The following is a 23,195-nucleotide window of genomic DNA, read 5'->3' as shown; positions in this document are numbered from 1 at the left end:
CAGCTACCCACTGAACCCGAACTCGCCGCGGAATGGGGCGTCAACCGCCTGACCATCAGGCAGGCCATCAGCGAACTCGCCCGCGCCGGAGTGGTCGTCGTCCGCCAAGGGGCGGGAACCTACGTGGCCGAACCGCCGCTGGTCATCGAACTCGACCTGCCCGCGATGCCGTCCACGGACGCCGACGCCGGCAGTACCGCATCGATCGCCGAATACGTCCAGCAGGACCAGACCGAAACACTCATCGACGTCACCGACCAAGACACCACCAGGGCCGTGAAGGAGGCGTTAGGTGTGGAACCGCCCTTCGTACGAATCGACACCCTGGTTCGCACCGGACAGCAGCCGTATCTGGTAAGCAGCTATTGGCTCGAACTCCGCCGATTTCCGGACCTCGCGGGCCTGCTCGCCGACCGACTCGCCCTCTTCCAAACCCTCCAGGAACGCTACGATCTCCGCCTCCGGCACTCCTGGCGATCCCTCGCCGCGAGCCTGGCAAGCACCGACGACGCGGCATTGCTGGAGATACCACCAGGCAGCGCCGTCATGCTCCGTGAGGGAGTGAACATCGACGAAACCCATACTCCTACTATCTACCTCCGCCGCCGAGTCCGAGGCGACCGGATTCGATTCACCATGCACTACGACCACGAATGACCCCCTCGGTAAGAGGAATCTCGCCCGCTGGTCGCGAGCTTTCTCGCTGTTGATGGATCTGTTCAGCGACATACGATACCGTCCGAGGGACGAGTGTCGTTGCGGCGAGGACAATCCCGCTTCGGACGATTCCCAGTGTTAAGTTCTCTGAGCATCTCTTTGCATCATTCGGCTAGACGATCGCGCTGCGGCCAATCACCCGCGCTGCGGCCAATCACCGCGGTGCGAACCGAGTTCCTGTGCGACGTTTACACCTGCGCACTCGAAGGTGGTATCGGCTACTGGTCAACCTGCACCGACTATCGCTGGAGCAGTGATCCGCGAGCGAGTTGCTGGGGTGTCCCGGGGCGGCAGTTTCACGTTTATGGGCGGGACCGAACCGGTGTCACCGGCCGATGTGCGGGGGGACCTGGGTGGGGTCGGCCATCGCGTCGGTGCCGCCTAGCGCCTTGTTGGCGCGTCGCTCCACGAGCAGAGGGACGAAGTCGCGTACCTCGATCCCGTCGAAGTGCCGATACGCTTTGTCTACCGCGGTCGACACCTCTTCTGGTGATCGATGCGAGTAGAGGCCGATGAGACGGTCGCGAACCTCACTGATCTGGCGGAGTTCGTCGTTATTCGCACCCATGGTGTCGATCATCGTCGACAGCAGGGCTGGCGCGTGGTCGCGAGGGGATGGATTCACCGACCGTTCACCTACCGGATATCGACTCTCGATCGAAATCGTGCGGCCACCTCCGTCCGAGCAGCCGAGGACGATCGTGATCGTTGTCGAGCGGCGAAGTCCGTAGTGCGTGCTCAGCGTCGTGATCGTCGCGTAGGTGTCCTTCAGTTCTGCGATCTCGCCGGCGATGTCGCGACTGCGCCGGCCTTCCTGCTCGATCCGTAGGACGAGGAACTGGGCGTGTCGTTCCAGTTCTTCCAGCAGCAATTGAGCTTGTGACCGTCCGGCATCGCGCCTGTCTATATCCCCCATGGGCAGCGATGGTGCGGGTCAGCGGTTAACGATCGGAGAACCTACGATTACATGCATGGTTCCATCGCCACGATCTGTCGATCCTGTCTCACAGGCGCAGGCCCGTGTGCTGATCAAGGAGCTGGAACGAGTGGCGGACTCGCTGGTTGAGGCTCTGCACGGTGGTGTCGGACCCCCGACGAGTGCTACTACCTGGTCTGGGACGGCTGGCCCGACGTCGAGACCCTCTGCGAGCGGATCGGTGCCGCCAGGATCGACCTCACCGACACCGACGAGGCCTGGGGTCACGTGCGCGGCTACTACCTCTTCTGTGGCGATGCTGACCTGTCCGCGTGGGACGACGGCGACGCCGGACCGCCCTTCGGATCGTTCGTTCGACAACTCGAACTCGTCGATCCGGTGCATCGTTCCGAACAGTCGATTGATCCTGTGTGACAACGGAAGCACTCGAAAGGCCCTCTCTGCTTGTGGAGTGCATGCGCGGTGTCGCAGCATCGGAGGGCGACGAGATCGGCAACCGCAGCCAGAGCGGCCTGTGAAGCAAAACTCATCGCGGCCTACTGTCGTCGGCCTGGAGGGTGGGCCGCGCGGACGCAGACCAGACACCGGGGGCAGGTCGACCAGCTCCCGTGAGTCATAAACAGCGTCTCCGCTGCGCTGCGCTGCCGCCCTCCTAAAGGTCGGTTGCCATTGCTGCTATGTGGGCGCGTCTTCGAATGGGGCGTATCTTGCGGTGTAACCGATAGGTGCCTATCATTGGTCCCGAGCCCCTTGCGTTGAGCTTGTGGGAAGTGAACCCCAGACACAGCCGGACGACTGTGCACTGGGGTTTCGCGCTTTCTACGGTAGACATATCGGTGTGCTTGCCCGCCGCATCTACGTCGACGAAACCAAACAGCAAGGCTTCGTCCTGGTTGCCGGCGTCGTCGTCGCCTCGGACCAAGGCGACATTAGGCGCACGCTGCGGGAACTCACCAAGCCCGGCCAAAACCGCATCCACATGCGCAACGAGAACGACGCCCGCAAACGGCAGATCGCCGACGCCGTTGGCCGCATGCCCGTCACGGCCACGGCCTGGGTCTACAAGTCATCTGACCGAGGATGCGCTGAAAAGGACGTACGCGCGGCGTGCATGCGCCGCGTCGTTGAGGATGCAGTCGCAGAGGGCATCGACCACCTCGTGATCGAACAAGACGACAGCATGGTCGGATGGGACAGTCAGGCGCTCATCGACGCCACCCGCGACCTCGGCGTCCGCGAGACGTTCCGGTGGGAACACAACCGAGCCAGGACTGAGACCCTGCTGTCTGTCCCAGACGTCATCGCCTGGTGCTACGGCAAGAGCGGCTACCACAGCCGGATCGCTCCGCTTGTCGCCAAAGAGGTTCCGGTTCTGACCGCACCCACGCTGGGCCGCAGTCGCAGGCGCCGCTAAACGAGAGTCAGGAGGTGGTCGGTGGTGTCGATGCTGAAGCGTTGGGGGATCGGTCTCTGCGCACTCGTTGGCGTAGGCGGTGTCTACGCCGCACCGCTCATCATCTACTCCGCCGCGGTCACCAATGAGAACTGGGGAGACTTCTGGCGTGCCGCCGCGACACCCTATGGAGCCACGACCGCAGGACTCTTTGCGCTCTCCGCTGGCGGTCTGGCCTTCTACAACGGACACGAAGAACGCAAGGTGAACCAAGCCGTCGAAGACCGCCGACACGATGCAGAGACCATCCGCACTCTGAGAGAGCGATACACCGCTGCGGTCGAACAACTCGCCAACGACTCGACAACGATCAGCCAGGCCGGCGTCTACGCGATCGCGGCACTTGCCGACGACTGGCTCAGCATCACTCAGACCGCCGATGCACAAGTGTGCATCAACCTGCTCTGTGCCTACCTGCGTAGTGCACCGGTTGACGCCAGCGCCACCGAGCTCCCGTCAGATCAGCCGGTACGCGACACGATCATGCGCACGATTGCCGCTCACCTCACCGCTCCCGACCCCGACGAGTCAGCAGGGACCGCGTCCAAAACGTGGCGAGACCTCGACTATGACTTCACTGGAGCGCACCTCTACGACGTCAACCTAGACCGAGTTGTCTTCCGAGGTGAACGCACGGACTTCACTGACGTGCATTTCCACGGACAGAAGGCGTCGTTTCGAGAGACTGAATTCCGAGCGAGCAGAACACGTTTCGAACGCGCGGAGTTTCACAACCGAATCACCTCCTTCCACGATGCGAAGTTCCACAGCGAACACACCGCATTCTTCGGAACGAAATTCAATGGTGTGTCGATCTTCTTCACCAACGCCCAGTTCCATGGCGACGCCATCCATTTCGAGGATGCGGTCTTCATGAACCAATCGGTCACGTCCTTCGCCGGTGCACAGGTGTGGTGCCGGAAGGACATCTCGTTTGATGTCGCAGAGTTTCACTCATCGCGGACCAATTTCGACTCGGCCGAGTTCCACACCCCCGTCGCCACGTTCGCCGACGTCCAGTTCGACAGTCGGCGCACGTCCTTCCAGAATGTTCAGTTCTACACCGACCAGGCATCATTCATGCGCTCTATATTCGACGGGAAGACCACCTCGTTTAGAGAGGCCCAGTTCCATGGCACAAGCCTGATCTTCGACGAAGCCAAGTTTCGTGCTGAGACGACGTCGTTCATCGATGCCGAGTTCAGCAGCTCAAGTACGTCCTTCAGGGCCGCCAGCTTCAACGGCGCCGGTGCGAGCTTCCGTCACGCCAAGTTCGCAAGCGACACCACAACCTTCGCGCTCGTCAAGTTTGAGACAACCAGGCTCTGCGAGTTCGTCGACCCAGCCGCTTGGAAGAGCATGGTGTTCGACTGGGACGACGACCTAAGCAAGAAACCTGACAGTGTCACACCCGCTAAGTGGCCACCGCTCGCGAGTGACCCAGACGACGCCGCCGAAGAGAAACTGCGGGAGAACGGCTCCGGGGGTCGGGCCGGACGCATGGCACGTGGGTTGACGGTGGCTCAAAGGCTACGAGGGCGATTGGCCGCGAAACGCCGATGACCATGCTCCACTGCTCACTTGCGGTCTTTCCACCGCTCGTTCGCTGATTGGCGGGTCATGCCGGAGGCCGCGCCGATGTCGGCCCACGAGCGGCCCAGCCGGCAGGCCTTGGACGCCGCGGCGTCGAGTGGCGCGTCGGCAGCCCTACGGGCATCCGCGGCAGCCCGGATCTCGTCGACGACATCGATCGGGTCGAGATATTCGCGCTGCCACACCGCTCGTGCGGCCTCCGCGACCTCAGGCCCGCGGTGTTGATTGTTCTTCGCTCCGCAAATCTCTGTTAGGCAGTCTATTTGAGGATGAGTCCTACAATGATCCCGACGGTGAAGGCGATGAGTGGGTAGGTGATGAGATATCCGACCCATCCGGTGAATAAACGTTTCATGGGGTTGTTCCGGTTGGGGTTTTGATGGTCGAGTTGAACCATTGTTGTTCGATGGTGGTGAACTCGGTGTGTAGGTTCTGCCAGTCGACGGCTTGTGAGGTCGAGGTCAGTATGGACAGGTAGGCGTTGCCGGTATCGGTGGTGTAGGACAGTTGTGACCGCCGAATGTGTAGCTGCTGGCCGTGGTGGAAGTATGTGCCTTCGTCCTGACTGAGCGCCCCGGCGAGAGTGACGCTGTGCGACAGGATGGTTGGGGTGTCAAGCGTGGCGATGTCGCGTGCGGTGCCGACCTCGCCGAGGTGTAGGGGTGGGGTTCTGCCCAGGTCGAAGTACTGGATCGCCACGTTGGGCAGGAACATCGGGGCCGGGTTGTGCGGGCGGATCAGGATGCGGCTTGTCCTCAACGAGATGGTCTTCGCGTTGTCTGCCTCGATCCACGGATGCGGCGCTGCGAACGCGAGTTCCCCGGTGGCTTGGCGCAGGAGTGCGGGATGATTTGAACGGTCTATGGCGTACTCAACGGCTGCTATCACTTCGTGCTCCTTGGCCGGCAGCGTGCTGGCTTATGTGCCGTCACAGGATGACCCCTAGGTAACAGCCTACGGCGAAGGCGAGACCGGACGGCGCCATGTGCAGCGGCCCGTAGACGAGGAACTCCAGTGTTCCTCCGTCGAGATAGGTGCGCGAGCGTCCGTTGACAGGATCCACCCCGTGGGATTCCACCCATGAGGGTCGGTCGCGTGACACGCTGTGGCGTGGTCTGGCCCGTTTTGTTCTCGATGAGTGGGCGTGTCAGATGGTCTGTGTGAGTTGATCCGGAGGAGGAATCATGAACGCTATGGCTGTTGACGACCACGACGCTACGGATGTATCAGATGCTGCTGGGCTTCGCCGGGAGGTGTTCTCGGATGCGCTGATTGATCACGTACTCGCCGAGACCCGTTCGCGAGGGTTGGAGTTGACTGGCAAGGACGGCTTTTTGAACGAGATGCTCAAGGCCGTCCTTGAGCGGGGCATGGGCGCCGAGCTGACCGAGCATCTGGGCCGCGATGCCCACGCCCGTGGCGGGGACGGAAACCACCGCAACGGCACTTCGCGCAAGACCGTGGCCACCGAGGTCGGCCCGGTGGAACTGGATCAGCCCCGCGATCGGCAGGGCTCGTTCGCCTCCCAGCTCGTCCCGAAGGGCGCCCGCCGGCTCGGCGGGCTGGAGGACCAGATCATCTCGCTGTACGCCGGCGGAATGACCGTCCGGGAGATCGAGCACCACCTCGCGCGGACCCTGGGGGTGGAGCTGTCGCACGAGTCCATCGCCAACGTCACCGACGCGGTCCTGGACGAAGTCGCGGCCTGGCAGCACCGCCCGTTGGAGGCGTTCTACCCGGTGGTGTTCCTGGACGCGATCCACATCAAGATCCGCGATGGAGCCCACGTGAAGACCCGCGCTGCCCACATCGCGGTCGGGGTCGATCTTGAGGGCGTCAAGCACGTGCTCGGCATCTGGGTGCAGGCCAAGGAAGGCGCGGCGTTCTGGGCCAGCGTGTGCGCCGAACTGGCCAATCGCGGCGTCAAAGACGTCCTGATCGTGGCCTGCGACGGGCTGACCGGACTGTCCGAGGCGATTGCCGCGACCTGGCCTTTCGCCGAGGTGCAGACCTGCGTGGTGCACCTGATCCGGGCCTCGATGCGGTTCGTGTCCTACAGCGACCGCAAGAACGTGGCCAAGGCACTCAAGCCGATCTACACCGCCGCCAACACCGAGGCCGCCAGAGCCGCACTGGAGGCCTTCGCCGAATCGCCGCTGGGCGCCAAGTACCCCACCGCCGTCAGGTCGTGGGAGGCCGCCTGGGAGCGGTTCATCCCGTTCCTGGCCTTCGGCCCAGCCACACGCAAGCTGATCTACACCACGAACTCGATCGAGTCGCTGAACTACCAGCTGCGCAAGATCACCAAGAACCGCGGGCACTTCCCCAGCGATGCCGCCGCGATCAAGCTGCTATGGCTAGCCATACGCAACATCGAGGACCGACGAGACCGAGAACGCGCCAAGGACGCTCAACGCCGAGCAGACGGCCACGCAGGCCCCCGGAAATCGATCCCCAGACTCGTCGAAGGCGCCACCATCCACGGTTGGCGAGCCGCACTGGCCGAACTCGCACTGGCCTACCCGGAACGCTTCGACCCCCACATGTGACAGACATCACTAACCAAAACTCACACAATTATCTTGAAAGGCTCCGTGATGTCGGAGCGCGGTCGTACGGTGGGGTGAATCGCATCCGAGCTCGCCGCCAGGCCGAGTCCGACCGGAAAGGTCCCACCTCCCCATGACCGCCATCAGCACAATCGACCGCGGACCGCGCGTGGTCGCCCGCAGCGTGACCGTGAACGCGCCCGCCGACGAACTGTTCGCCCTCGTCAACGACCCTCGCAAGCACGGACTCGTCGACGGGTCCGGAACGGTCCGCGACAACGTCCAGGGGCCGGCCACCCTGCACCCCGGCGCCAAGTTCACCACCGCGATGCGCATGTACGGCGTGCCGTACCGCACCACCTGCACGGTCACCGAGCACCGTGACACCCCGGCGGAGAAGGTGATCGAGTGGGCGAACCCCGCAGGGGCCCGGTGGCGCTGGGAGTTCACCCCGGCGGGGGACGGAAAGACGACGGTCGTCGAGAGCTTCGACAACCGGCCGTCCAAGCTCGGCAGGTTCTACGAGATCGTGGGGGTGTCCAAGCAGAACGCGGCGGGCATCACCGAGACGCTGTCGAAGCTGGCGGCCAGGTACGAGACCGCGGGATGACCACGCACTGACTCGCACCGACACGCGTTTTGCGGATCGACGTGGGGACCGCGCGCCGCGACGGCCGGTGATCTATGGTGGTCCGCGACACGGGGTGCTGCCCATCCGGGCGGCTGAGATCACACCCGTCGAACCTGATCTGGGTAGTTCCAGCGAAGGAATGTCGATACAGCACTCGCGTCCACCACAACGGTGGTCTCGGTGCCGTCGCCGATCGGACGCGCCCTGCGTTGCCGAGGAGCGGAGCCGCATCGCCACCCTCGCCGGGAACACCGGGAAGTGAGTGGCAGTGGATATCGGCAACAGCGTGCGGATCGACGAGCAGGTCGTCCTCGTCACCGGCGGCGCCCGCGGGCTCGGCGCGGACATCAGTCGCGCCTTCTCCAGAGAGGGCGCTCTCGTCGTCGTCAACTATCACCGCAGCGAGTCGGCCGCCGCCGACCTCGTCCGTGAGCTCGGCGAGGACCGCACCGTCGCACTCCGCGCCGACGTCACCGACGACGACGAAGTGCACGCCCTCGTCGACGCCGCCCGTCGCCACTTCGGCGCGCCCGTCACCACGGTCGTCAACAACGCACTGGTCGACTTCGAGTTCAACGGAGACGCCCGCCCGCGACCGGAGACGCTGACCTGGCACGACTTCGACTCGCAACTGCGCGGTGCCGTCAAGGCGACCCTCGCCACGACCCAGGCGACGCTTCCGGGCATGCGGGAGGCCGGCTTCGGACGGATCGTGAACATCGGCACCAATTTGTTCCAGCACCCCGTCGTGCCGTACCACGACTACACCGCCGCCAAGGCCGCCGCGCTGTCGCTGACCCGGACCCTCGCCACCGATCTGGGGCCGGACGGCATCACGGTGAACATGGTCTCCGGCGGTCTGCTGCGCACCACCGCCGCGAGCGCCGCCACGCCTGCAGAGGTGTTCGACCTCATCGCGTCGGGGACGCCGCTGCGCCGCGCGATCACGCCGGCCGAACTCGCCGACGCGGTGCTGTTCTTCGCCTCCCCGTGGGCGCGGGCCGTGACCGGGCAGAACCTCATCGTGGACGGGGGACTGGTCAAGGGGTGAGGCGCGGCGGCGCCGATCGCACCGAGGGCGCGCCCTCGCACCCGCGCGCCCTCGTGCCCGCGCGCCCTCGCGCCCTCACACGTGCGCGCCCTTGCCGGTGCAGGTCGGGTGGGGGAGGCTGGAGTCATGCAGTTCCCCTCGGTGGTCTTCTCGCGGACGGCCGAGGGCCGCCGGATCGCCGAGGCCGAGGCCGCTGTCGCCGAACTCGACCAGCGCCTCGCGGAATGGGACGAGCAACGAGCCCTCCTGGCCGCCGACGATCTCGGCAGCGACCCGCACCGGGACGTCCCGCGAACCTGGCCCGCCGTCGCCGAGTCCGCGGCCTCCGCCGCCGGGCGTCTCGCGGCTCCGCTGTCACCGGCGGCGCTGGAGGCCGAACGCTCCGAACTCCGATGGTCGGGCGTGGGCAAACTGATCGGGGCCGGCCTCTCGGCGGCGGTGCTCCTGGCTGTCCCGCTGACGCTCGTCCTCAACGCGGTGATCTGACGTGCCGCTGATCCTCGCGCTGGTGGTGTTCGCGGTCCTCGCCGGTGTGGTCGCGTGGATCGCGTCGACCGGATGGCTCGTGCGCTCCGGACTGGAGGACCTCGCCCGCCACCGTCGGCTCAGCCGGGGGACCGACCCGGCGCAGCTCACCGCCGAGCGCGCCGTCGACACCGCGCGGCGCACCCACGCGCTGGCCTCCGAGGCGCTCGCCGCGACCCTCGACCGCTGGTATGAACTCCGCTCCACGCTCGGCATCGGCACCCCGCTCGAAGCCGAGTACCCCGCCGTGAGGGACGCCCTCGACGGCGACCCCGCGTTCGCCCGCCTACTGGAGCGGGCGAACGACGCCCTGGTCGACAGCACCACCGACCGTCCGAGCAGAGTGGCCGACCTTCTCGCAGAGGCCGCCCGCCTGGACGCGCTGACGCTGGCCGTGCGCGACCGCATCTATCGGGCGAGACGCGCGCCGTGACCGGGCAGAACCTCATCGTGGACGGGACTGGTCAAGGGGTGAGCCTGTCAGGTCCTCCGAAATCCGCTACTCCGCCTCGGAATCCGCTACTCCCGTGGAGGTAGCGGATCCGCAGGCGGAGTAGCGGATGTCGAGCTGGGCGGGTCGACTGCCCGTCGTGCCGGGTCTCGGATCAGGGGGTGCCGGTGCCCTCGTCGGCGGCGGGGGAGGTGTTGGTGCCGCCGTCGTTGATCTCGAAGCGGGTCCACTTGCCGTCCATGTCTACCTCCATGGCGTACCCGAGCGCGTCGTCGGGGACCTCGACCGTCTTGAACCAGTCGTACGCCTTGGTGTCGTCAGCGAACTCCTTCTCCTCGATGACGTTCTGGTCGGGGTCCACTACGCGGTAACGGGGCATGCTTGCTCCTTCGAATCGATGGAATCCGGTCGTATCCGCAGTGTGGGTGATCCGGCGTCATCTCGCATCCGGTCAGGACGCGTACGGTCGGAATCCCCGACGTCTCAGGAGGCCTGCCGTGACCACCGATCCCAACGCCCAGCCGCTCGTCGACCCCACCACAAAGTACGAGGTCGACATCCCGATGCAGTCCCAGCCGGTGCCGGGGCTCGCATCCGAGCTCGAGCCGCCGGCCGATCACGGTGAGAGGTCCTACATCGGTCACGGCAGACTCACCGGCCGCCGTGCGCTCATCACCGGCGGAGACTCGGGTATCGGTCGCGCGGTGGCGATCGCGTACGCACGCGAAGGGGCCGACGTGGCGATCGGATACCTGCCCTCGGAGCAGTCCGATGCGGACGAGGTCGCCCGGTTGGTCCGTGAGGCCGGCCGCACCTGCGTCCTGCTGCCGGGCGACGTCGGAGACGAAGAGGTGGCGCGGGGGATCGTCCGTGACGCCGTGGCCGGGCTCGGGGGCATCGACGTGCTGGTGCTCAACGCCGCCCGGCAGACCTACGTCGAGAACCTCGAGGACCTGAGCTCCGAGCAGTGGGCGGAGACCATGAACGTCAATATCTCGGCGCCGTTCTGGATGATGCAGGAGGCGCTCGGTCATCTGCAGCCGGGGGCGAGCGTCATCTTCACCTCGTCGGTTCAGGCGTACACCCCGTCGCCGGGCTTGGTGGACTACGCGACCTCCCGGGCCGCGGTCAACACGATGTCCAAGGCGCTGGCGCAGCAGCTCGCGCCGCGAGGGATCCGCGTGAACGCCGTCGCGCCGGGCCCGTTCTGGACCGCGCTGCAGGTGACGGGCGGGCAGAAGCCGGAGAAGCTGCCGTACTTCGGGCAGAAGAACCCGCTCGGTCGGCCGGGGCAGCCGGTCGAAATGGCCGGCGCGTACGTGTACCTGGCCTCCGAGGAGTCGTCGTACACGACCGGCAACACGCTCTCGGTGACCGGCGGCGGGGCGTGTCAGATGGTCTGTGTGAGTTGATCCGGAGGAGGAATCATGAACGCTATGGCTGTTGACGACCACGACGCTACGGATGTATCAGATGCTGCTGGGCTTCGCCGGGAGGTGTTCTCGGATGCGCTGATTGATCACGTACTCGCCGAGACCCGTTCGCGAGGGTTGGAGTTGACTGGCAAGGGCGGCTTTTTGAACGAGATGCTCAAGGCCGTCCTTGAGCGGGGCATGGGCGCCGAGCTGACCGAGCATCTGGGCCGCGATGCCCACGCCCGTGGCGGGGACGGAAACCACCGCAACGGCACTTCGCGCAAGACCGTGGCCACCGAGGTCGGCCCGGTGGAACTGGATCAGCCCCGCGATCGGCAGGGCTCGTTCGCCTCCCAGCTCGTCCCGAAGGGCGCCCGCCGGCTCGGCGGGCTGGAGGACCAGATCATCTCGCTGTACGCCGGCGGAATGACCGTCCGGGAGATCGAGCACCACCTCGCGCGGACCCTGGGGGTGGAGCTGTCGCACGAGTCCATCGCCAACGTCACCGACGCGGTCCTGGACGAAGTCGCGGCCTGGCAGCACCGCCCGTTGGAGGCGTTCTACCCGGTGGTGTTCCTGGACGCGATCCACATCAAGATCCGCGATGGAGCCCACGTGAAGACCCGCGCTGCCCACATCGCGGTCGGGGTCGATCTTGAGGGCGTCAAGCACGTGCTCGGCATCTGGGTGCAGGCCAAGGAAGGCGCGGCGTTCTGGGCCAGCGTGTGCGCCGAACTGGCCAATCGCGGCGTCAAAGACGTCCTGATCGTGGCCTGCGACGGGCTGACCGGACTGTCCGAGGCGATTGCCGCGACCTGGCCTTTCGCCGAGGTGCAGACCTGCGTGGTGCACCTGATCCGGGCCTCGATGCGGTTCGTGTCCTACAGCGACCGCAAGAACGTGGCCAAGGCACTCAAGCCGATCTACACCGCCGCCAACACCGAGGCCGCCAGAGCCGCACTGGAGGCCTTCGCCGAATCGCCGCTGGGCGCCAAGTACCCCACCGCCGTCAGGTCGTGGGAGGCCGCCTGGGAGCGGTTCATCCCGTTCCTGGCCTTCGGCCCAGCCACACGCAAGCTGATCTACACCACGAACTCGATCGAGTCGCTGAACTACCAGCTGCGCAAGATCACCAAGAACCGCGGGCACTTCCCCAGCGATGCCGCCGCGATCAAGCTGCTATGGCTAGCCATACGCAACATCGAGGACCGACGAGACCGAGAACGCGCCAAGGACGCTCAACGCCGAGCAGACGGCCACGCAGGCCCCCGGAAATCGATCCCCAGACTCGTCGAAGGCGCCACCATCCACGGTTGGCGAGCCGCACTGGCCGAACTCGCACTGGCCTACCCGGAACGCTTCGACCCCCACATGTGACAGACATCACTAACCAAAACTCACACAATTATCTTGACAGGCTCCGATGAGTTGTCTCGACGAGATCTCAATCGAAGAGTCCTTTGATCGCTCGGGCAGCGTCGCCGCCGGCCTGGCTCCCGATCGCGGCACCGATGCCCGCGCCCACGGCTGTTCCGATCGGGCCGGCGAAGGAGCCGACCACCATCCCGGCGGCGGCGCCGGCCACTACTCCGCCGGCGATGGCTCCGCCGGCGACTACCGCAGCGTCGCCGTAGTCCTGCTCACCTCGTACTGCTTTGCTCACCTCGTCAGCGAACGTTACCGCTATCCCCGCTACATTGGCCCCGCGGGAGAGGCCTTTGCCGACGTTCCTCAGGCGTGAGAGCTCGTCTGAACTCAGGCCGGCTCGCCCACCGGAGTGCCGTGGTGGCCGGTCGGTGGAGTGTTGGCCTGTTTGTCGGAATGTGTCGGCGATATCGGAGCCTCGGCGCTGTACGGCGGCAAGGGCAGCGGTGACCGCGGGGCCTTTCGGGTCGAGTGGTTTGCCGGTCGAAGGGTTAATCAGCTGAAAGCCGCCCGACTCGTCCGGTCTGATCTCGGCGGATACGCCGTCGCCGATGTCGGTGGCTATGGCGGTGCCATCTTCAAATCCGTAGATCACTCCACCGTTGTGTGCGGTGTGTGCCGAGGTCGCGACTGTTTCTGTGCCGTCGGGGTTGGTGCGGTAGTACTCGGGTTGTCCGTCGGCTCCGGTGCGTGTGTTGACGACGCCAACGTCTTGGCCGAGGTAGTTGTTGGCGACGCCAACGTCTTGGCCGAGGTAGTTGTTGGCGACCCAGTCGCCGTAACCCAGTTGTTGGCCGGGGGCTGGTTCGGCGCCCTGGGTGGGGCTGGTTTCAGTCTCGGTTGCCGGTGGCTGGTCGGAGATGCCGGCGGTGAGCAACTCAGAGAGCCGGGCCTGGTGCACGGATAGGTGACAGGGTTAGTCACGCGGCCTGAGGGGCCTCGTGGTTGATGATGGTCTCGAATTCAATGGGGGTCAATCTGCCGAGGCGGTCCTGTCGTCTGCGGCGGTGGTAGGTCCGTTCGATCCAGTGCACGATGGCGGCCCGGAGCTCGTCTCTGGTGGCCCAGGATCGACGGTCGAGGACGTTGTTCTGTAGCAGCGAGAAGAAGCTCTCCATCGCCGCGTTGTCACCACACGCACCGACCCTGCCCATCGACCCGAGCATGCCGTGCCGGGTGATGGCCTTCTGCATCTTCTTCGAACGAAATTGAGACCCTCTATCGCTGTGCAGAACGCAGCCGGCCACGTCCCCTCGCCTGGCGACAGCGCTGTTCAGGGCGGCCACGGCCAGGCGGGACTTCATTCTCGAGTCGATCGAGTACCCGACGATCCGGCCCGAGTAGACGTCCTTGATCGCGCACAGGTACAGCTTGCCCTCGGCCGTCCAGTGCTCGGTGATGTCGGTCAGCCACAGCTCGTTGGGGCCGGGCGCGGTGAAGTCTCTCTTGACGAGATCGTCGTGTACAGGCGGGCCGGCCTTGCGGTGCTTGCCGCGGCCTCTCTTGCTGATGGTGCTGGTCCAGCCGCCGGCGGAGCAGATCCGCCACGCCGTCCGCCGGCACATCTTCTCGCCTGCGGCTTCGGCCTCGTCGGCGAGGTAGCGGTAGCCGAACTCCGGGTCTTCGCGGTGGGCGTCGAACAGGGCGTTGGCCCGGTACGCCTCGGCGAGCTCGGCGTCGGTGATCGGGTTCTTGCGCCACCGGTAGTAGGGCTGGCGAGCGATCTTGAGTACCCGACACGCCACCGTGACGGGGATGCCGTCAGCGGCCAGCTCACTCACGAGCGGGTACCACCTTTTCCCGGCAGATTCGCTTGGGACAGGTACGCCGCCGCCCGGCGTAAGACCTCGTTCTCCTGTTCAAGCAGGCGCACACGCCGCTTGGCCTCGCGCAGCTCACGCGATTCGGCCGACGTGGTGCCGGGCTTGATCCCGGCCTCCACGTCGGCCTTGCGGATCCACTTGTTCAGGGTCATCGGGTGGATACCGAAGTCGGCAGCGATCTGTTCGAGAGTCACACCGTCTTCACGGTTCTGGGCGACGCGGACAACGTCGTCGCGGAACTCCTGGGGATAGGGCTTGGGCACAGCTGGCATCCTTCCAGGCCGCCCGGCAGGGCAAGCCAGATCAGATGTCACCTACTCGTGCACCAGCCCCGCCCGTCGTTGGCTGGTGGTGTCTGTTTCGCTTGTTCTGTGCGGGCTTGTTGTTGTTGTTCGGGGGTGACCGGCCCGATGAATCCAGGGTCGCCGGGTTGGGGTGTGAGGTAGACGGGACTGGTCTCGGTAGTTGTCGGTGGCGGGCCGGTGTTGCCGGCGGTGGGCAGCTCCGAAGGCCCGTCGTTGGCTGGTGGTGTCTGTTTGGCTTGTTCTGTGCGGGCTTGTTGTTGTTGTTCGGGGGTGACCGGCCCGATGAATCCAGGGTCGCCGGGTCGGGGTGTGAGGTAGACGGGGTTGCTGGCAGGGGTGCTGTCCCCAGGGGGGTCGGCGAGGATGGGGTAGCGGGCGTCGGCGGCGGGTTGGACGTGTTGGATGAGGTCGCCGTTGTCATCGACGGTGTACCAGGTCGTCTGTGGTTGACCGGCGGCGTCGAAGGCCCAGGGGCGGGCGACCTGCTGGATCGGGTTGCCGTCGCGGTCATACACGGTTGCTGAGCCATCAGGGTTGACGTCGGTGTGTCCGCCCGGGGGCACGGTCATGGCGAACCGGTAGCTGGTGGGGCTGGTCTCGTCATGGATCAACACCAGTCGCGAGGAACCCACTGTGGCGCGGGTTGATCCTCCACGCGAGAGCAGCGAGCGTGTTCGTGGATTGGATGCGGCCAGGGCGGCGGCGCCGGCGAGGATCCAGATCGGCAGCGGGATCGAAGCATCGCTGTCGAGCGGGGTGTCAAGGCCGGTAGCGCTGTCGAGGCCGGCGACGGTGTCGGCGGGCGGGGGATCGATAGTCGCGGTGCTCGCGCCGCTGCCAGTGGGGTTGCTGCCAGTCGCGGGCGGTCCGGTTGGGGGTGCCGGCGGCACCGGTCGGCCGGTGGGGGCACCTTGTTCGGGCGAGGGCGCCGGGGTAGTCCTGTCTGCCGGCGGGGACTGCGGAACTTGGAGCGGGGGTTGTTGGCCGGGGACTTCGACGATGGGTGTGCCGTTGCCTTCGCCGGGGCCTGGTCCGGGGTTGCCGGCGATGCCGGGGCCGCTGGTGGAGCCTGGGTTGTTGCCGCCGGTTGTGGGTGGCGGTGTGTTCTGGGTGGGTGGTGGGGTGTAGGTGGGGACGCTGATGCAGGGCCAGCCGGGCCCGTATTGGGCGCGCATCTGGTCACAGAGAGGGTCGGCGTGTGCGGTTGACGAGGCTCCGGTGAGCGCGGCTGTGGCGAGTGCGATGGTTCCGGCGAGCGTGCCTGCCAAGGCGAGAAGTGTTGTGGTGGCCCGTGAGTGGGACCGTCGAGGGCGGCGGGTCCCGGGTTGCCGATGACGTGTGTGGGTCATTGGTTGCCGACGACTTTGGCCAGGATGGCGTCGGCGCCGGTCCAGAACCAGCGTCCGGCGATGGACATGAGGAGGAAGAAACCGAGGAACACCGGGATCTGTCCCCACCGGTCCGACCATTCGGCGAGGTGGGTGAGGTTGGCTGCGGCCAGGACCAGCAGGGCGCACCCGGCGACGAACAGTGCTGCCTGGAGCAGCGGAAAACCACCGCGATCATTCTCGGCGCCGGGGGCATGACTGTCGGCGGAATGGCGTGACGGTGTGCGCGATTCGGCGCCGGTGGTGGTGGGTGTGGTCATGGCGGTGGGTCTCCTGGACGTACCGGGGCTCGGGCTGGCTGAGTGTGGGGTGGCCGGGGTCAGCGGGTGGGCCAGTACTGCACGATGCCGAGGGGACGGTTGGGCAGGGTGCGGTCGAGGTAGACCCCGATCCGTCCGCCGGGACGGGCGGCGGCTTCGGCGACGAGTTGCTGTTTGCTGCCATGGAAGAGGTGGCGGCCGCCTTCGGAGGTGGTGAGGTAGTTGAGGTGCGAGTCTGCTCGCACGGTCACCTTGGTGTGCTCGATGATTCCGGGCTGGTCGAGGAAGTGCACCAGTCCCATGTCCGCGGCCTGGCGGGTTTCGGCGTGGGTCAGCCACAACACCGTGAACCGGTTGTCTTGTTGGATCTCGACGGCGTGCGCGGACCCCGCACCGCCGGCGACACCGGCGCTGGCGGCGGCAATCGCCGCCGCGGCGCACACACCAGCAACCATTCGCTTGGCACTGACACTGTTCATGTTGGGCTCCTTGAGATGTCGTGCGTTCGGCTCGTGCGTGGGCACACGGGGTTTAGAGGTAGTGGGGTTGGCCGTAGACGTTGACGGTGTTGTCGTTGGTGGGGGTGGAGATGGCGACGGTGACGTAGGAGCGCACGGCCACGGGGCCGAGACAGCCGTCGACTTTGACGTGCACACCGTCAACGGTCAGTCCGGCAGAAGGTCCGGCGAGTCTTTTGGTGCCGAACGGGATGTCGGCGATCGTGCCGGGTTTCAATGTGGTGGAGATGTTGCCGCTGGCCTGCGCTCCCACAATGAGGGCGGGTGGCCAGGAAATCGACATCTGGGCCGTCGGGCCCGCGGTCACGCCGAGTGTCAGACCGGAGGTGACGTCGGTGTTGCAGCCGATCTGGAAGCCGGCGTTGACCGTGCCCGCGGATACCGCGACCCGGCCGGCGCCACTGATTCGTCCTTCGCCGCGTAGCGACAGGAAACCTTCACGGGTCCAGGGCGATTGGTTGAGAGGCCTCACGCTGCGCACCTTCTCCTCGGACTTGATCGCCGTGACCCGCCATCCGTCGGCGGTGATCTTCGAGACCTGTTGATCAGGAAAGGTAGTCGGCGCCGCAGCGCCGGCCCCGGTACCGGCGGCTAGACCGACCATCACAGCGGCCGCGACCATTCCCGTGACTGCGCGGCGACGTGCGCTCGGTTGCAGACCATCCCCAACCATCAACATTGATGTACCGACCCTTCGCTATCGTGAACACGAAGAGTCCATCACACGAGTCCGACATTCACTATCGAAAACCGACGGTTGTGAGCGACGCAACAATGCGGTGCTGATCGGTTGTGGCGCAGCGTTGCGCCGGCAAGCAGTCAGAGAGGGGGTGTCGTTGGTGGCGGAGCCCTTGGGCACTGGCCCCAGCCGCGACGAAGAAGATGTTGTGGGGGAGGACTTGTCGTGGGCGGAGCTGATCAACGCGCTGTTCGAGCACACACCCGGACCGGCGCCGGGTGTGCCGCTGACCGGGCGGGAGGTGTGTCGTCGCGCCAATCAGACCCGGGCGGGGCGGTTGAAAGAGCCGATGCTCTCGAGTCTGCGTCGCGGCCGCGCGATCGAACCTGGCTTCACGATCATCGCCGCGGTCGCCGACGGATTCGGGGTCGACATCAAGTTCTTCACCCGCGAGTTCCACCACCAACACCGCGATCAGCCGATGGCACAACGGGCGCAGGCCGCCAACACCGCCTGGCCCCACCTGCTGCAGCTCGCCGCCGACATCAACGACCTAAAGAATCCTCGAGGAGTCATCGCGATGACCGCACCCCATATTGTCGACCCTGCAGGCCTGCTTGGCCAAGCCCTATCTGACGCGTCGCCGGATCTGATGCGCGAGCTGCTGCAGACCATGATCAACGCACTGCTCTCCGCCGATGCCGACGCTGTGTGCGGCGCCGAGTGGAACGCCCGCTCGGCTGAGCGCACCAACCACCGCAATGGCTACCGCCACCGGCCCCTGGATACGCGGGTCGGCACCGTCGACGTCGCCGTCCCGAAGTTGCGCTCGGGCAGCTACTTCCCCGAGTGGCTGCTCGAGCGCCGCAAGCGGGCCGAGTCCGCGCTGATCACCGTCGTAGCCGACTGCTATCTGGCCGGGGTGTCTACCCGCCGGATGGACAAGCTGGTCAAGACCCTGGGTATCGACTCGCTGTCCAAGTCGCAGGTCTCACGCATGGCCCAGGACCTGGACGAGCAGGTCGCGGCGTTCCGGCACCGCCGCCTGGACGAGGCCGGGCCGTTCACCTTCGTCACCGCCGACGCGTTGACGATCAAGGTCCGCGAGAACAAGCAGGTCGTCAAGGCTTCCGTGCTGCTGGCCACCGGCGTCAACGGCGACGGCCACCGCGAGGTACTGGGCATACAGGTCGCCACCAGTGAGACCACGGCCTCGTGGAACACCTTCTTCGCCGACCTGGTTGCCCGCGGCCTGGGCGGGGTGCGGCTGGTGACCTCCGATGCCCACGCCGGGCTGGTCGGGGCGATTGCGGCGAACCTGCCGGGAGCCGCGTGGCAACGCTGCCGCACCCACTACTCGGCGAACCTCATGGCGGTGTGCCCCAAGTCCATGTGGCCGGCCGTGAAGGCGATGCTGCACAGCGTGTACGACCAGCCCAACGACACCGCGGTGCACGAGCAGTTCGACCGGCTCCTCGAGTACACCGAAGGCAGACTGCCCGACGTGGCTGAGCACCTCGGCGACGCCCGCGAGGACCTGCTCGCCTTCACCGTGTTCCCCGACGACGTGTGGCGACAGATCTGGTCCAACAACCCCACCGAGCGGCTCAACCGAGAGATCCGCCGCCGCACCGACGTCGTGGGCATCTTCCCCAACCGAGATGCCATCGTCCGCCTCATCGGCGCCGTCCTTGCCGAGCAGACCGACGAATGGGCCGAAGGACGCCGATACCTCGGACTCGAAGTCCTGGGCCGCTGCCGACTCACCCTGACCACCGACACCGACACCAGCTCGCAGACGGAGGTGACCACTGATGCACTGATGCAACTACCCGCCTGATCACCAACGAAGGATCACAATTCAGTTACACCACTTCTAGGGGCTTGACCGGCGCAGCTACGCAGCCGGAGATGGAAGCCAAGATTTCCGACGCAGTGTTGCCGGGTCAGACACGCAAGATTGACCCTCACCACCTCACAGTCGGGCGGCGTCGACTGCTGGAGGCAGGGGTCATTGAGTCGGTTCGACAGGCCACGCGGGGCGGGCAAGTCATCACCACCTACGTCATGGCCGGTGCATCGAAGAAGGCGCTACGTAGTGCGGGCCGGAAGCGTCTCCTCACCGCCCGATTTCATGGATGGTCAGCTCCCACCACCGAGTGGGGGCCGGCGCCGCTCCCTCAAGCCCTTGAGCGCGTGATCCATGCCTCACTGACTGCGGCCGCGCCTCACGGCTATCGTCTGCTCAACCCTGGGGGTGTCGGTGAAGTCGGGCGTCTCTTCGGACAGCAGATCGCTGGCGGCGCGGTCGACAACGCCGCCTTTTACATGCCGGTTGTTGATGGGCTAGCGAAACCCGCAGTCGCAGTCATCATTGAAGCAAAGAACGTTCGACAGTGGATATACCCGCAGACGCAAGAGCTTTACCAGCTGATGGATAAGTGTGCCCGCTTGAAGATTGCGCACCCTGGCGAACAGATCTTGCCGGTGCTCGTGTGTCGCCGACAGCACTACCGCACCGCACAGATGGCAAAGCAAATGGGGTTTCACGTCATTGGGACATGGCGCCAGTATGTGCGGCCGGCTGTCGCCGGCACGCCTGAAGACCGTGAGAAATTCGATCAGGTCGACACGGAGCTGAAGTTCAACCTGGCTCTTCATGACGCCGAGGTTGAGGAGATGGTCAATCACTTCGTAAAGGTCATCCCGAAGAGAATTGCGAACGGTGCGACCGATCGCTGGGGGGCCGTTGTGGCTGAAGACGGGGTGCCGGATCTCCTGCGGACCCTCCGGGATGATGAGGTCACGGGCGCGGACCGCCACGAAGCTCTCCAAGAACTCGCCGAACGGGTCGGATCAGTTAGCGGTGAGCACGCTGAATGGGGTCCGCTTGTGGACACTGACGAGGTCGGGGATCTCACCTCGGGTTAGTAGAAAGTTCAGGCGCGCACGGTCGGGTTTCTGATACTGCTGCGGGGTCGACCGTCGTGGCACCGGGTCGATCATTAACCTGTCTGTTGCATATCCGCCATGCGTGCTGAATCGTCAAGCGGTGGGACCCCACTGTGCGTAGGATCGCCGGATGGCATTGGGGAACCTTGGAAACGAGGGTCAGGCCCGCGCACGGGGACGCCGCAGCGCGAACCTGATCAAGGTTGGCGCCGGGATATTTGAAGGCTCCGCAGCGATCATGGCTTTTACCAAGATCATACCGCTGGAGGTGGTTGTACCTGGTGTCATCACGATCGCCCTAGGGACGTGGGTCTTTCTCGCCGAGCGGCGAGCGAGAGCAAATGCGCAGCAGTTGAGAAGGGTTGACGAGCAATACGGCCGACTGTATTCCCTATTTGAAACAAGTTGGGAATATTCGGCCAGCGCAACCGATCCATGTTTCTGGGATGGCAAAAACTATGCCATACGAGAGTTTGTTGCTCAGCGCCCAACCCGATTCCTCGAATGGAGCATCGTACGTCGCAGCGATGCAGATGGAGACTTCGGCGGCGCAGCGGTGCTGTCATTTTCTGGTACGCGCAGCGGCGCTGGAACCTGTAGGGCACTACCGTTTCATTATAATTCTACTGCGAAGCTCGCGTTTCGGGTCGAGTTTGATCCGCCGCTTACCTATGCGGAAAGAGCCAGAGTGGAGTTCTGCGTACTAGTTCCTAACTATAAGCCGGCATCACTTACGGGACTACAGGCTAAGGCTGCTCCAACGTTCCCGACGCCAGGTCATGCCGAGTATTCTAAAACGGATGTTTCTTACCCGATAGAGCGATTCGTCAAACGGGTATCAATCCCAAAATCTTTAGGTTCTAGCCAGCATGGCCTTCAAGTGTACAGGGGATACTTCTCGGAAGATCGCGAAGTTGAGGAATTGCAAAGAAACGGAAATTACACTCTCGCTAGCGCCATCGTGAATGGGCAGGATTCCTGGGTCATGACTATCGACCGAGCTGACCCCCTTATTAAGGCCACCTACCGTATTCACTGGAGCTTGCCGTAGAAACAAAGGCTGCTGTTCGCAGACTAATCACGCGACCCTAGGTCAGGGGTGGCCAGCCAACTTGATGTATCGGATGCAGTATGTAGCGGGTTACTGGTGATGCTGAATATTCGATACCCGAACTTTCTTCAGCCCTTGTGTAGGGTTTCCCATGTTCGTTCTGGTATCGGCAAGTTTTCGTTGGTGCCGGGTTAGTGCGCCTATTTTTCGAGTCCGGTGACGTCGTTGTCGAGTGAGGCGGTGATGTCGGCGACTCCGACTCCGTGGCAGCTACATCAGCAACAGCAACAGCAGGAAGATTCTGGCGCGGGACGAGGCGGCGTCCGTCTTGCTCCGTAGAATTGACGCGAACGCGTACTGTCGTAGCGTGGTCCACGACGTCCGGTACCGACCAGGGGATTCAGCGCAGAACCTGATCTTGCGCAGCGCCCTATGGGATGCCTGGAATTTCCGTTGTTGCTGGTGCAGCCATCCGCGCGACCTCCTCGACGTGGATATCGACCACTTGATTCCCCAGAGCTATTCCGGTGCCCGGCTGGAGGCCACTCTCAACCAGAATCTCACCGACGAGCTCCGCGTCCTCCCGTTCGACATACACGCACCACACAACCTTGGGCCCAGCTGCCGCCGTTGCAACGTCGAGAAAGCGAACCGCGATTTCGCGACCGCCCCCCGCTTCGTCGCACTGCTGGCCAAGGCTCGGCGACTTGAACCCACCGTCATACGCACGGTCGAAAGGTTCCGCAGCGGCAACGCTTTTACCGAGGCAGTAGCGACCGTCACCGGGGTTGACCCAACCGACGCCGAGGTCATGGAAACTCTCGCTGAACTTGGTCCCGCGCTGATCAACAGGCTGCGTTACATCGCCCCACGCATTCTCGAAGGCCCGTCGAACTACGACTACGTCGATCCCGACGGAGACGCCACCGACGAATACGTTGTGACTGTCACCCTCGACGAAACGTCACGAAGGGCCAGAGTCCTGCTAGAAGACGCATACGGCTGCGGTTTCGACTCCGCGCTCGTTAAAGTGGTGCGCGCGGTGATCCAGGAAGTCTTGCGGCAGCTGGGTCGAGCGATTGCGCACGAGCTGGAGAAGCGCGGGTACGACCCTGACGTGGCGCCGGTGGATGCCCGAATCGAACTCGCGGTTAATGGCCTCACCGTCGACCCAGACGGACCACAATTCGAGCTGCACGGGACCTACCAAGCCGAGGGCGCCGCCGAGGCCGCGATACAGAACTACCAGAATGATTCGGGGACGTCCTGGACCCAACGAGACGCAGACGATCAGGGCCACTTCACGGCGGGCTTCTTCCCCGAAGTTGCCCCCGACGTTGCAGTCGATTACATCGACCTCAGGAACTGATTCATCCGATGCAATACACAGCGGTTTACTGGTAACACTGCATATTCGATCGCTACATTTACCGGGGCCGTTTTCAGTAGCCGACTACCCCGACTGGTTACGC

General features: G+C 64.8%; 25 protein-coding genes and 1 riboswitch. Of the genes, 14 read left to right on the top strand and 11 right to left on the bottom strand.

The window, feature by feature from the left end:
• A partial coding sequence (locus Q9R39_RS23130) for a GntR family transcriptional regulator (RefSeq protein ID WP_311278325.1) occupies positions 1 to 657 on the top strand: 657 nt, incomplete at its 5' end.
• Positions 658 to 1,042: 385 nt separating this feature from the next.
• Here Q9R39_RS23130 and Q9R39_RS23125 read toward each other — a convergent pair.
• Entirely contained in the window at positions 1,043 to 1,633 is a 591-nt protein-coding gene (locus Q9R39_RS23125; protein ID WP_311278324.1) for a three-helix bundle dimerization domain-containing protein, read from the bottom strand.
• A gap of 859 nt (positions 1,634 to 2,492) precedes the next feature.
• On the opposite strand from Q9R39_RS23125, the gene Q9R39_RS23120 reads away from it, so the two are divergent.
• Together Q9R39_RS23120 and Q9R39_RS23115 are read left to right on the top strand one after the other, a co-directional pair.
• Positions 2,493 to 3,068, top strand: coding sequence for a hypothetical protein (locus tag Q9R39_RS23120; RefSeq protein ID WP_311278323.1), 576 nt, complete (start codon positions 2,493 to 2,495; stop codon positions 3,066 to 3,068).
• Positions 3,069 to 3,092: 24 nt separating this feature from the next.
• Entirely contained in the window at positions 3,093 to 4,670 is a 1,578-nt protein-coding gene (locus Q9R39_RS23115; RefSeq protein WP_311278322.1) for a hypothetical protein, read from the top strand.
• Positions 4,671 to 4,684: 14 nt separating this feature from the next.
• On the opposite strand, the gene Q9R39_RS23110 is transcribed toward Q9R39_RS23115, so the two are convergent.
• From Q9R39_RS23110 to Q9R39_RS23100, 3 genes are all read right to left on the bottom strand, one after another.
• The gene (locus tag Q9R39_RS23110) at positions 4,685 to 4,885 is read right to left on the bottom strand and encodes a hypothetical protein (protein WP_311278321.1); all 201 of its coding nucleotides are present in this window, start codon (positions 4,883 to 4,885) and stop codon (positions 4,685 to 4,687) included.
• A 166-nt stretch (positions 4,886 to 5,051) separates the two neighbouring features.
• Positions 5,052 to 5,414 carry a hypothetical protein gene (locus Q9R39_RS23105; RefSeq protein ID WP_311278320.1) on the bottom strand — a complete coding sequence of 121 codons (363 nt, stop codon included), beginning with the start codon at positions 5,412 to 5,414 and terminating at the stop codon, positions 5,052 to 5,054.
• 214 nt (positions 5,415 to 5,628) lie between these two features.
• Positions 5,629 to 5,763: a hypothetical protein gene (locus Q9R39_RS23100; RefSeq protein WP_311278319.1), complete on the bottom strand. Its 135-nt coding sequence runs from the start codon at positions 5,761 to 5,763 to the stop codon at positions 5,629 to 5,631.
• Positions 5,764 to 5,893: 130 nt separating this feature from the next.
• Here Q9R39_RS23100 and Q9R39_RS23095 point away from each other — a divergent pair, with 130 nt between their 5' ends.
• From Q9R39_RS23095 to Q9R39_RS23075, 5 genes are all read left to right on the top strand, one after another.
• Positions 5,894 to 7,249, top strand: coding sequence for an IS256 family transposase (locus Q9R39_RS23095; RefSeq protein WP_217354165.1), 1,356 nt, complete (start codon positions 5,894 to 5,896; stop codon positions 7,247 to 7,249).
• Positions 7,250 to 7,382: 133 nt separating this feature from the next.
• Positions 7,383 to 7,859: an SRPBCC family protein gene (locus Q9R39_RS23090; protein ID WP_311278318.1), complete on the top strand. Its 477-nt coding sequence runs from the start codon at positions 7,383 to 7,385 to the stop codon at positions 7,857 to 7,859.
• A gap of 80 nt (positions 7,860 to 7,939) precedes the next feature.
• Positions 7,940 to 8,037, top strand: a riboswitch (TPP riboswitch).
• Between the two features lie 111 nt (positions 8,038 to 8,148).
• Positions 8,149 to 8,931: a 3-oxoacyl-ACP reductase gene (locus Q9R39_RS23085; RefSeq protein WP_007627081.1), complete on the top strand. Its 783-nt coding sequence runs from the start codon at positions 8,149 to 8,151 to the stop codon at positions 8,929 to 8,931.
• Between the two features lie 126 nt (positions 8,932 to 9,057).
• Positions 9,058 to 9,417, top strand: coding sequence for a hypothetical protein (locus Q9R39_RS23080; RefSeq protein ID WP_063972644.1), 360 nt, complete (start codon positions 9,058 to 9,060; stop codon positions 9,415 to 9,417).
• Between the two features lies 1 nt (position 9,418).
• A complete protein-coding gene (locus Q9R39_RS23075; RefSeq protein WP_061230092.1) occupies positions 9,419 to 9,889 on the top strand; it encodes a hypothetical protein in 471 nt (156 codons plus the stop codon).
• A gap of 172 nt (positions 9,890 to 10,061) precedes the next feature.
• Here the strand turns inward: Q9R39_RS23075 and Q9R39_RS23070 are convergent, their stop codons facing one another.
• A complete protein-coding gene (locus tag Q9R39_RS23070) occupies positions 10,062 to 10,286 on the bottom strand; it encodes a hypothetical protein (protein WP_007627087.1) in 225 nt (74 codons plus the stop codon).
• 118 nt (positions 10,287 to 10,404) lie between these two features.
• Between Q9R39_RS23070 and Q9R39_RS23065 the strand changes: the two genes are divergently transcribed.
• Positions 10,405 to 11,319, top strand: a complete 915-nt coding sequence (locus Q9R39_RS23065; protein WP_311278317.1) for an SDR family oxidoreductase — start codon at positions 10,405 to 10,407, stop codon at positions 11,317 to 11,319.
• 24 nt (positions 11,320 to 11,343) lie between these two features.
• Positions 11,344 to 12,699: an IS256 family transposase gene (locus Q9R39_RS23060; protein ID WP_311278316.1), complete on the top strand. Its 1,356-nt coding sequence runs from the start codon at positions 11,344 to 11,346 to the stop codon at positions 12,697 to 12,699.
• 67 nt (positions 12,700 to 12,766) lie between these two features.
• Here Q9R39_RS23060 and Q9R39_RS23055 read toward each other — a convergent pair whose 3' ends face one another.
• The 6 genes from Q9R39_RS23055 to Q9R39_RS23030 form a co-directional block, all read right to left on the bottom strand.
• Entirely contained in the window at positions 12,767 to 13,624 is an 858-nt protein-coding gene (locus Q9R39_RS23055) for a hypothetical protein (protein WP_311278315.1), read from the bottom strand.
• Between the two features lie 43 nt (positions 13,625 to 13,667).
• Positions 13,668 to 14,833, bottom strand: a protein-coding gene (locus Q9R39_RS23050; RefSeq protein ID WP_085948641.1) for an IS3 family transposase whose coding sequence is annotated in 2 segments (ribosomal slippage) — positions 13,668 to 14,546 and positions 14,549 to 14,833 — 1,164 coding nt in all. Because the reading frame shifts where the segments join, the coding sequence is not laid out codon by codon here.
• 47 nt (positions 14,834 to 14,880) lie between these two features.
• Complete coding sequence (locus tag Q9R39_RS23045) at positions 14,881 to 15,507, bottom strand: hypothetical protein (protein WP_311278314.1); 627 nt, start codon at positions 15,505 to 15,507, stop codon at positions 14,881 to 14,883.
• A gap of 713 nt (positions 15,508 to 16,220) precedes the next feature.
• Positions 16,221 to 16,523, bottom strand: coding sequence for a hypothetical protein (locus Q9R39_RS23040; protein ID WP_311278313.1), 303 nt, complete (start codon positions 16,521 to 16,523; stop codon positions 16,221 to 16,223).
• A gap of 59 nt (positions 16,524 to 16,582) precedes the next feature.
• Positions 16,583 to 17,002 (bottom strand): hypothetical protein, encoded by a 420-nt coding sequence (locus Q9R39_RS23035; protein ID WP_311278312.1) that lies wholly within the window; start codon positions 17,000 to 17,002, stop codon positions 16,583 to 16,585.
• Positions 17,003 to 17,054: 52 nt separating this feature from the next.
• A complete protein-coding gene (locus Q9R39_RS23030) occupies positions 17,055 to 17,663 on the bottom strand; it encodes an MspA family porin (RefSeq protein ID WP_311278311.1) in 609 nt (202 codons plus the stop codon).
• 637 nt (positions 17,664 to 18,300) lie between these two features.
• Here Q9R39_RS23030 and Q9R39_RS23025 point away from each other — a divergent pair.
• From Q9R39_RS23025 to Q9R39_RS23010, 4 genes are all read left to right on the top strand, one after another.
• Positions 18,301 to 19,560, top strand: coding sequence for an IS256 family transposase (locus tag Q9R39_RS23025; protein ID WP_069389740.1), 1,260 nt, complete (start codon positions 18,301 to 18,303; stop codon positions 19,558 to 19,560).
• Between the two features lie 71 nt (positions 19,561 to 19,631).
• Entirely contained in the window at positions 19,632 to 20,651 is a 1,020-nt protein-coding gene (locus Q9R39_RS23020; protein ID WP_311278310.1) for a hypothetical protein, read from the top strand.
• Between the two features lie 151 nt (positions 20,652 to 20,802).
• Positions 20,803 to 21,723, top strand: coding sequence for a hypothetical protein (locus tag Q9R39_RS23015; protein WP_311278309.1), 921 nt, complete (start codon positions 20,803 to 20,805; stop codon positions 21,721 to 21,723).
• Positions 21,724 to 22,090: 367 nt separating this feature from the next.
• On the top strand, positions 22,091 to 23,092 hold the full coding sequence (locus Q9R39_RS23010) for a hypothetical protein (protein ID WP_311278308.1): 1,002 nt from the start codon (positions 22,091 to 22,093) through the stop codon (positions 23,090 to 23,092).
• Positions 23,093 to 23,195: the final 103 nt, after the last annotated feature.

The organism is Gordonia sp. AC31 (genome assembly GCF_031844505.1).
GTDB classification, from domain to species: Bacteria; Actinomycetota; Actinomycetes; order Mycobacteriales; family Mycobacteriaceae; genus Gordonia; species Gordonia hongkongensis.
This window is presented reverse-complemented; position numbering and strand designations above follow the sequence as displayed.

What these genes read in the sequence shown, in the direction of transcription:
- Q9R39_RS23125 (WP_311278324.1), bottom strand. Translation starts at nt 1,633, where the DNA reads ATGGGGGATATAGACAGGCGCGATGCCGGACGGTCACAAGCTCAATTG.
- Q9R39_RS23105 (WP_311278320.1), bottom strand. Translation starts at nt 5,414, where the DNA reads ATGTTCCTGCCCAACGTGGCGATCCAGTACTTCGACCTGGGCAGAACC.
- Q9R39_RS23095 (WP_217354165.1), top strand. Translation starts at nt 5,894, where the DNA reads ATGGCTGTTGACGACCACGACGCTACGGATGTATCAGATGCTGCTGGG.
- Q9R39_RS23090 (WP_311278318.1), top strand. Translation starts at nt 7,383, where the DNA reads ATGACCGCCATCAGCACAATCGACCGCGGACCGCGCGTGGTCGCCCGC.
- Q9R39_RS23080 (WP_063972644.1), top strand. Translation starts at nt 9,058, where the DNA reads ATGCAGTTCCCCTCGGTGGTCTTCTCGCGGACGGCCGAGGGCCGCCGG.
- Q9R39_RS23070 (WP_007627087.1), bottom strand. Translation starts at nt 10,286, where the DNA reads ATGCCCCGTTACCGCGTAGTGGACCCCGACCAGAACGTCATCGAGGAG.
- Q9R39_RS23060 (WP_311278316.1), top strand. Translation starts at nt 11,344, where the DNA reads ATGGCTGTTGACGACCACGACGCTACGGATGTATCAGATGCTGCTGGG.
- Q9R39_RS23040 (WP_311278313.1), bottom strand. Translation starts at nt 16,523, where the DNA reads ATGACCACACCCACCACCACCGGCGCCGAATCGCGCACACCGTCACGC.
- Q9R39_RS23035 (WP_311278312.1), bottom strand. Translation starts at nt 17,002, where the DNA reads ATGAACAGTGTCAGTGCCAAGCGAATGGTTGCTGGTGTGTGCGCCGCG.
- Q9R39_RS23030 (WP_311278311.1), bottom strand. Translation starts at nt 17,663, where the DNA reads ATGGTCGCGGCCGCTGTGATGGTCGGTCTAGCCGCCGGTACCGGGGCC.
- Q9R39_RS23025 (WP_069389740.1), top strand. Translation starts at nt 18,301, where the DNA reads ATGACCGCACCCCATATTGTCGACCCTGCAGGCCTGCTTGGCCAAGCC.
- Q9R39_RS23020 (WP_311278310.1), top strand. Translation starts at nt 19,632, where the DNA reads ATGGAAGCCAAGATTTCCGACGCAGTGTTGCCGGGTCAGACACGCAAG.
- Q9R39_RS23015 (WP_311278309.1), top strand. Translation starts at nt 20,803, where the DNA reads ATGGCATTGGGGAACCTTGGAAACGAGGGTCAGGCCCGCGCACGGGGA.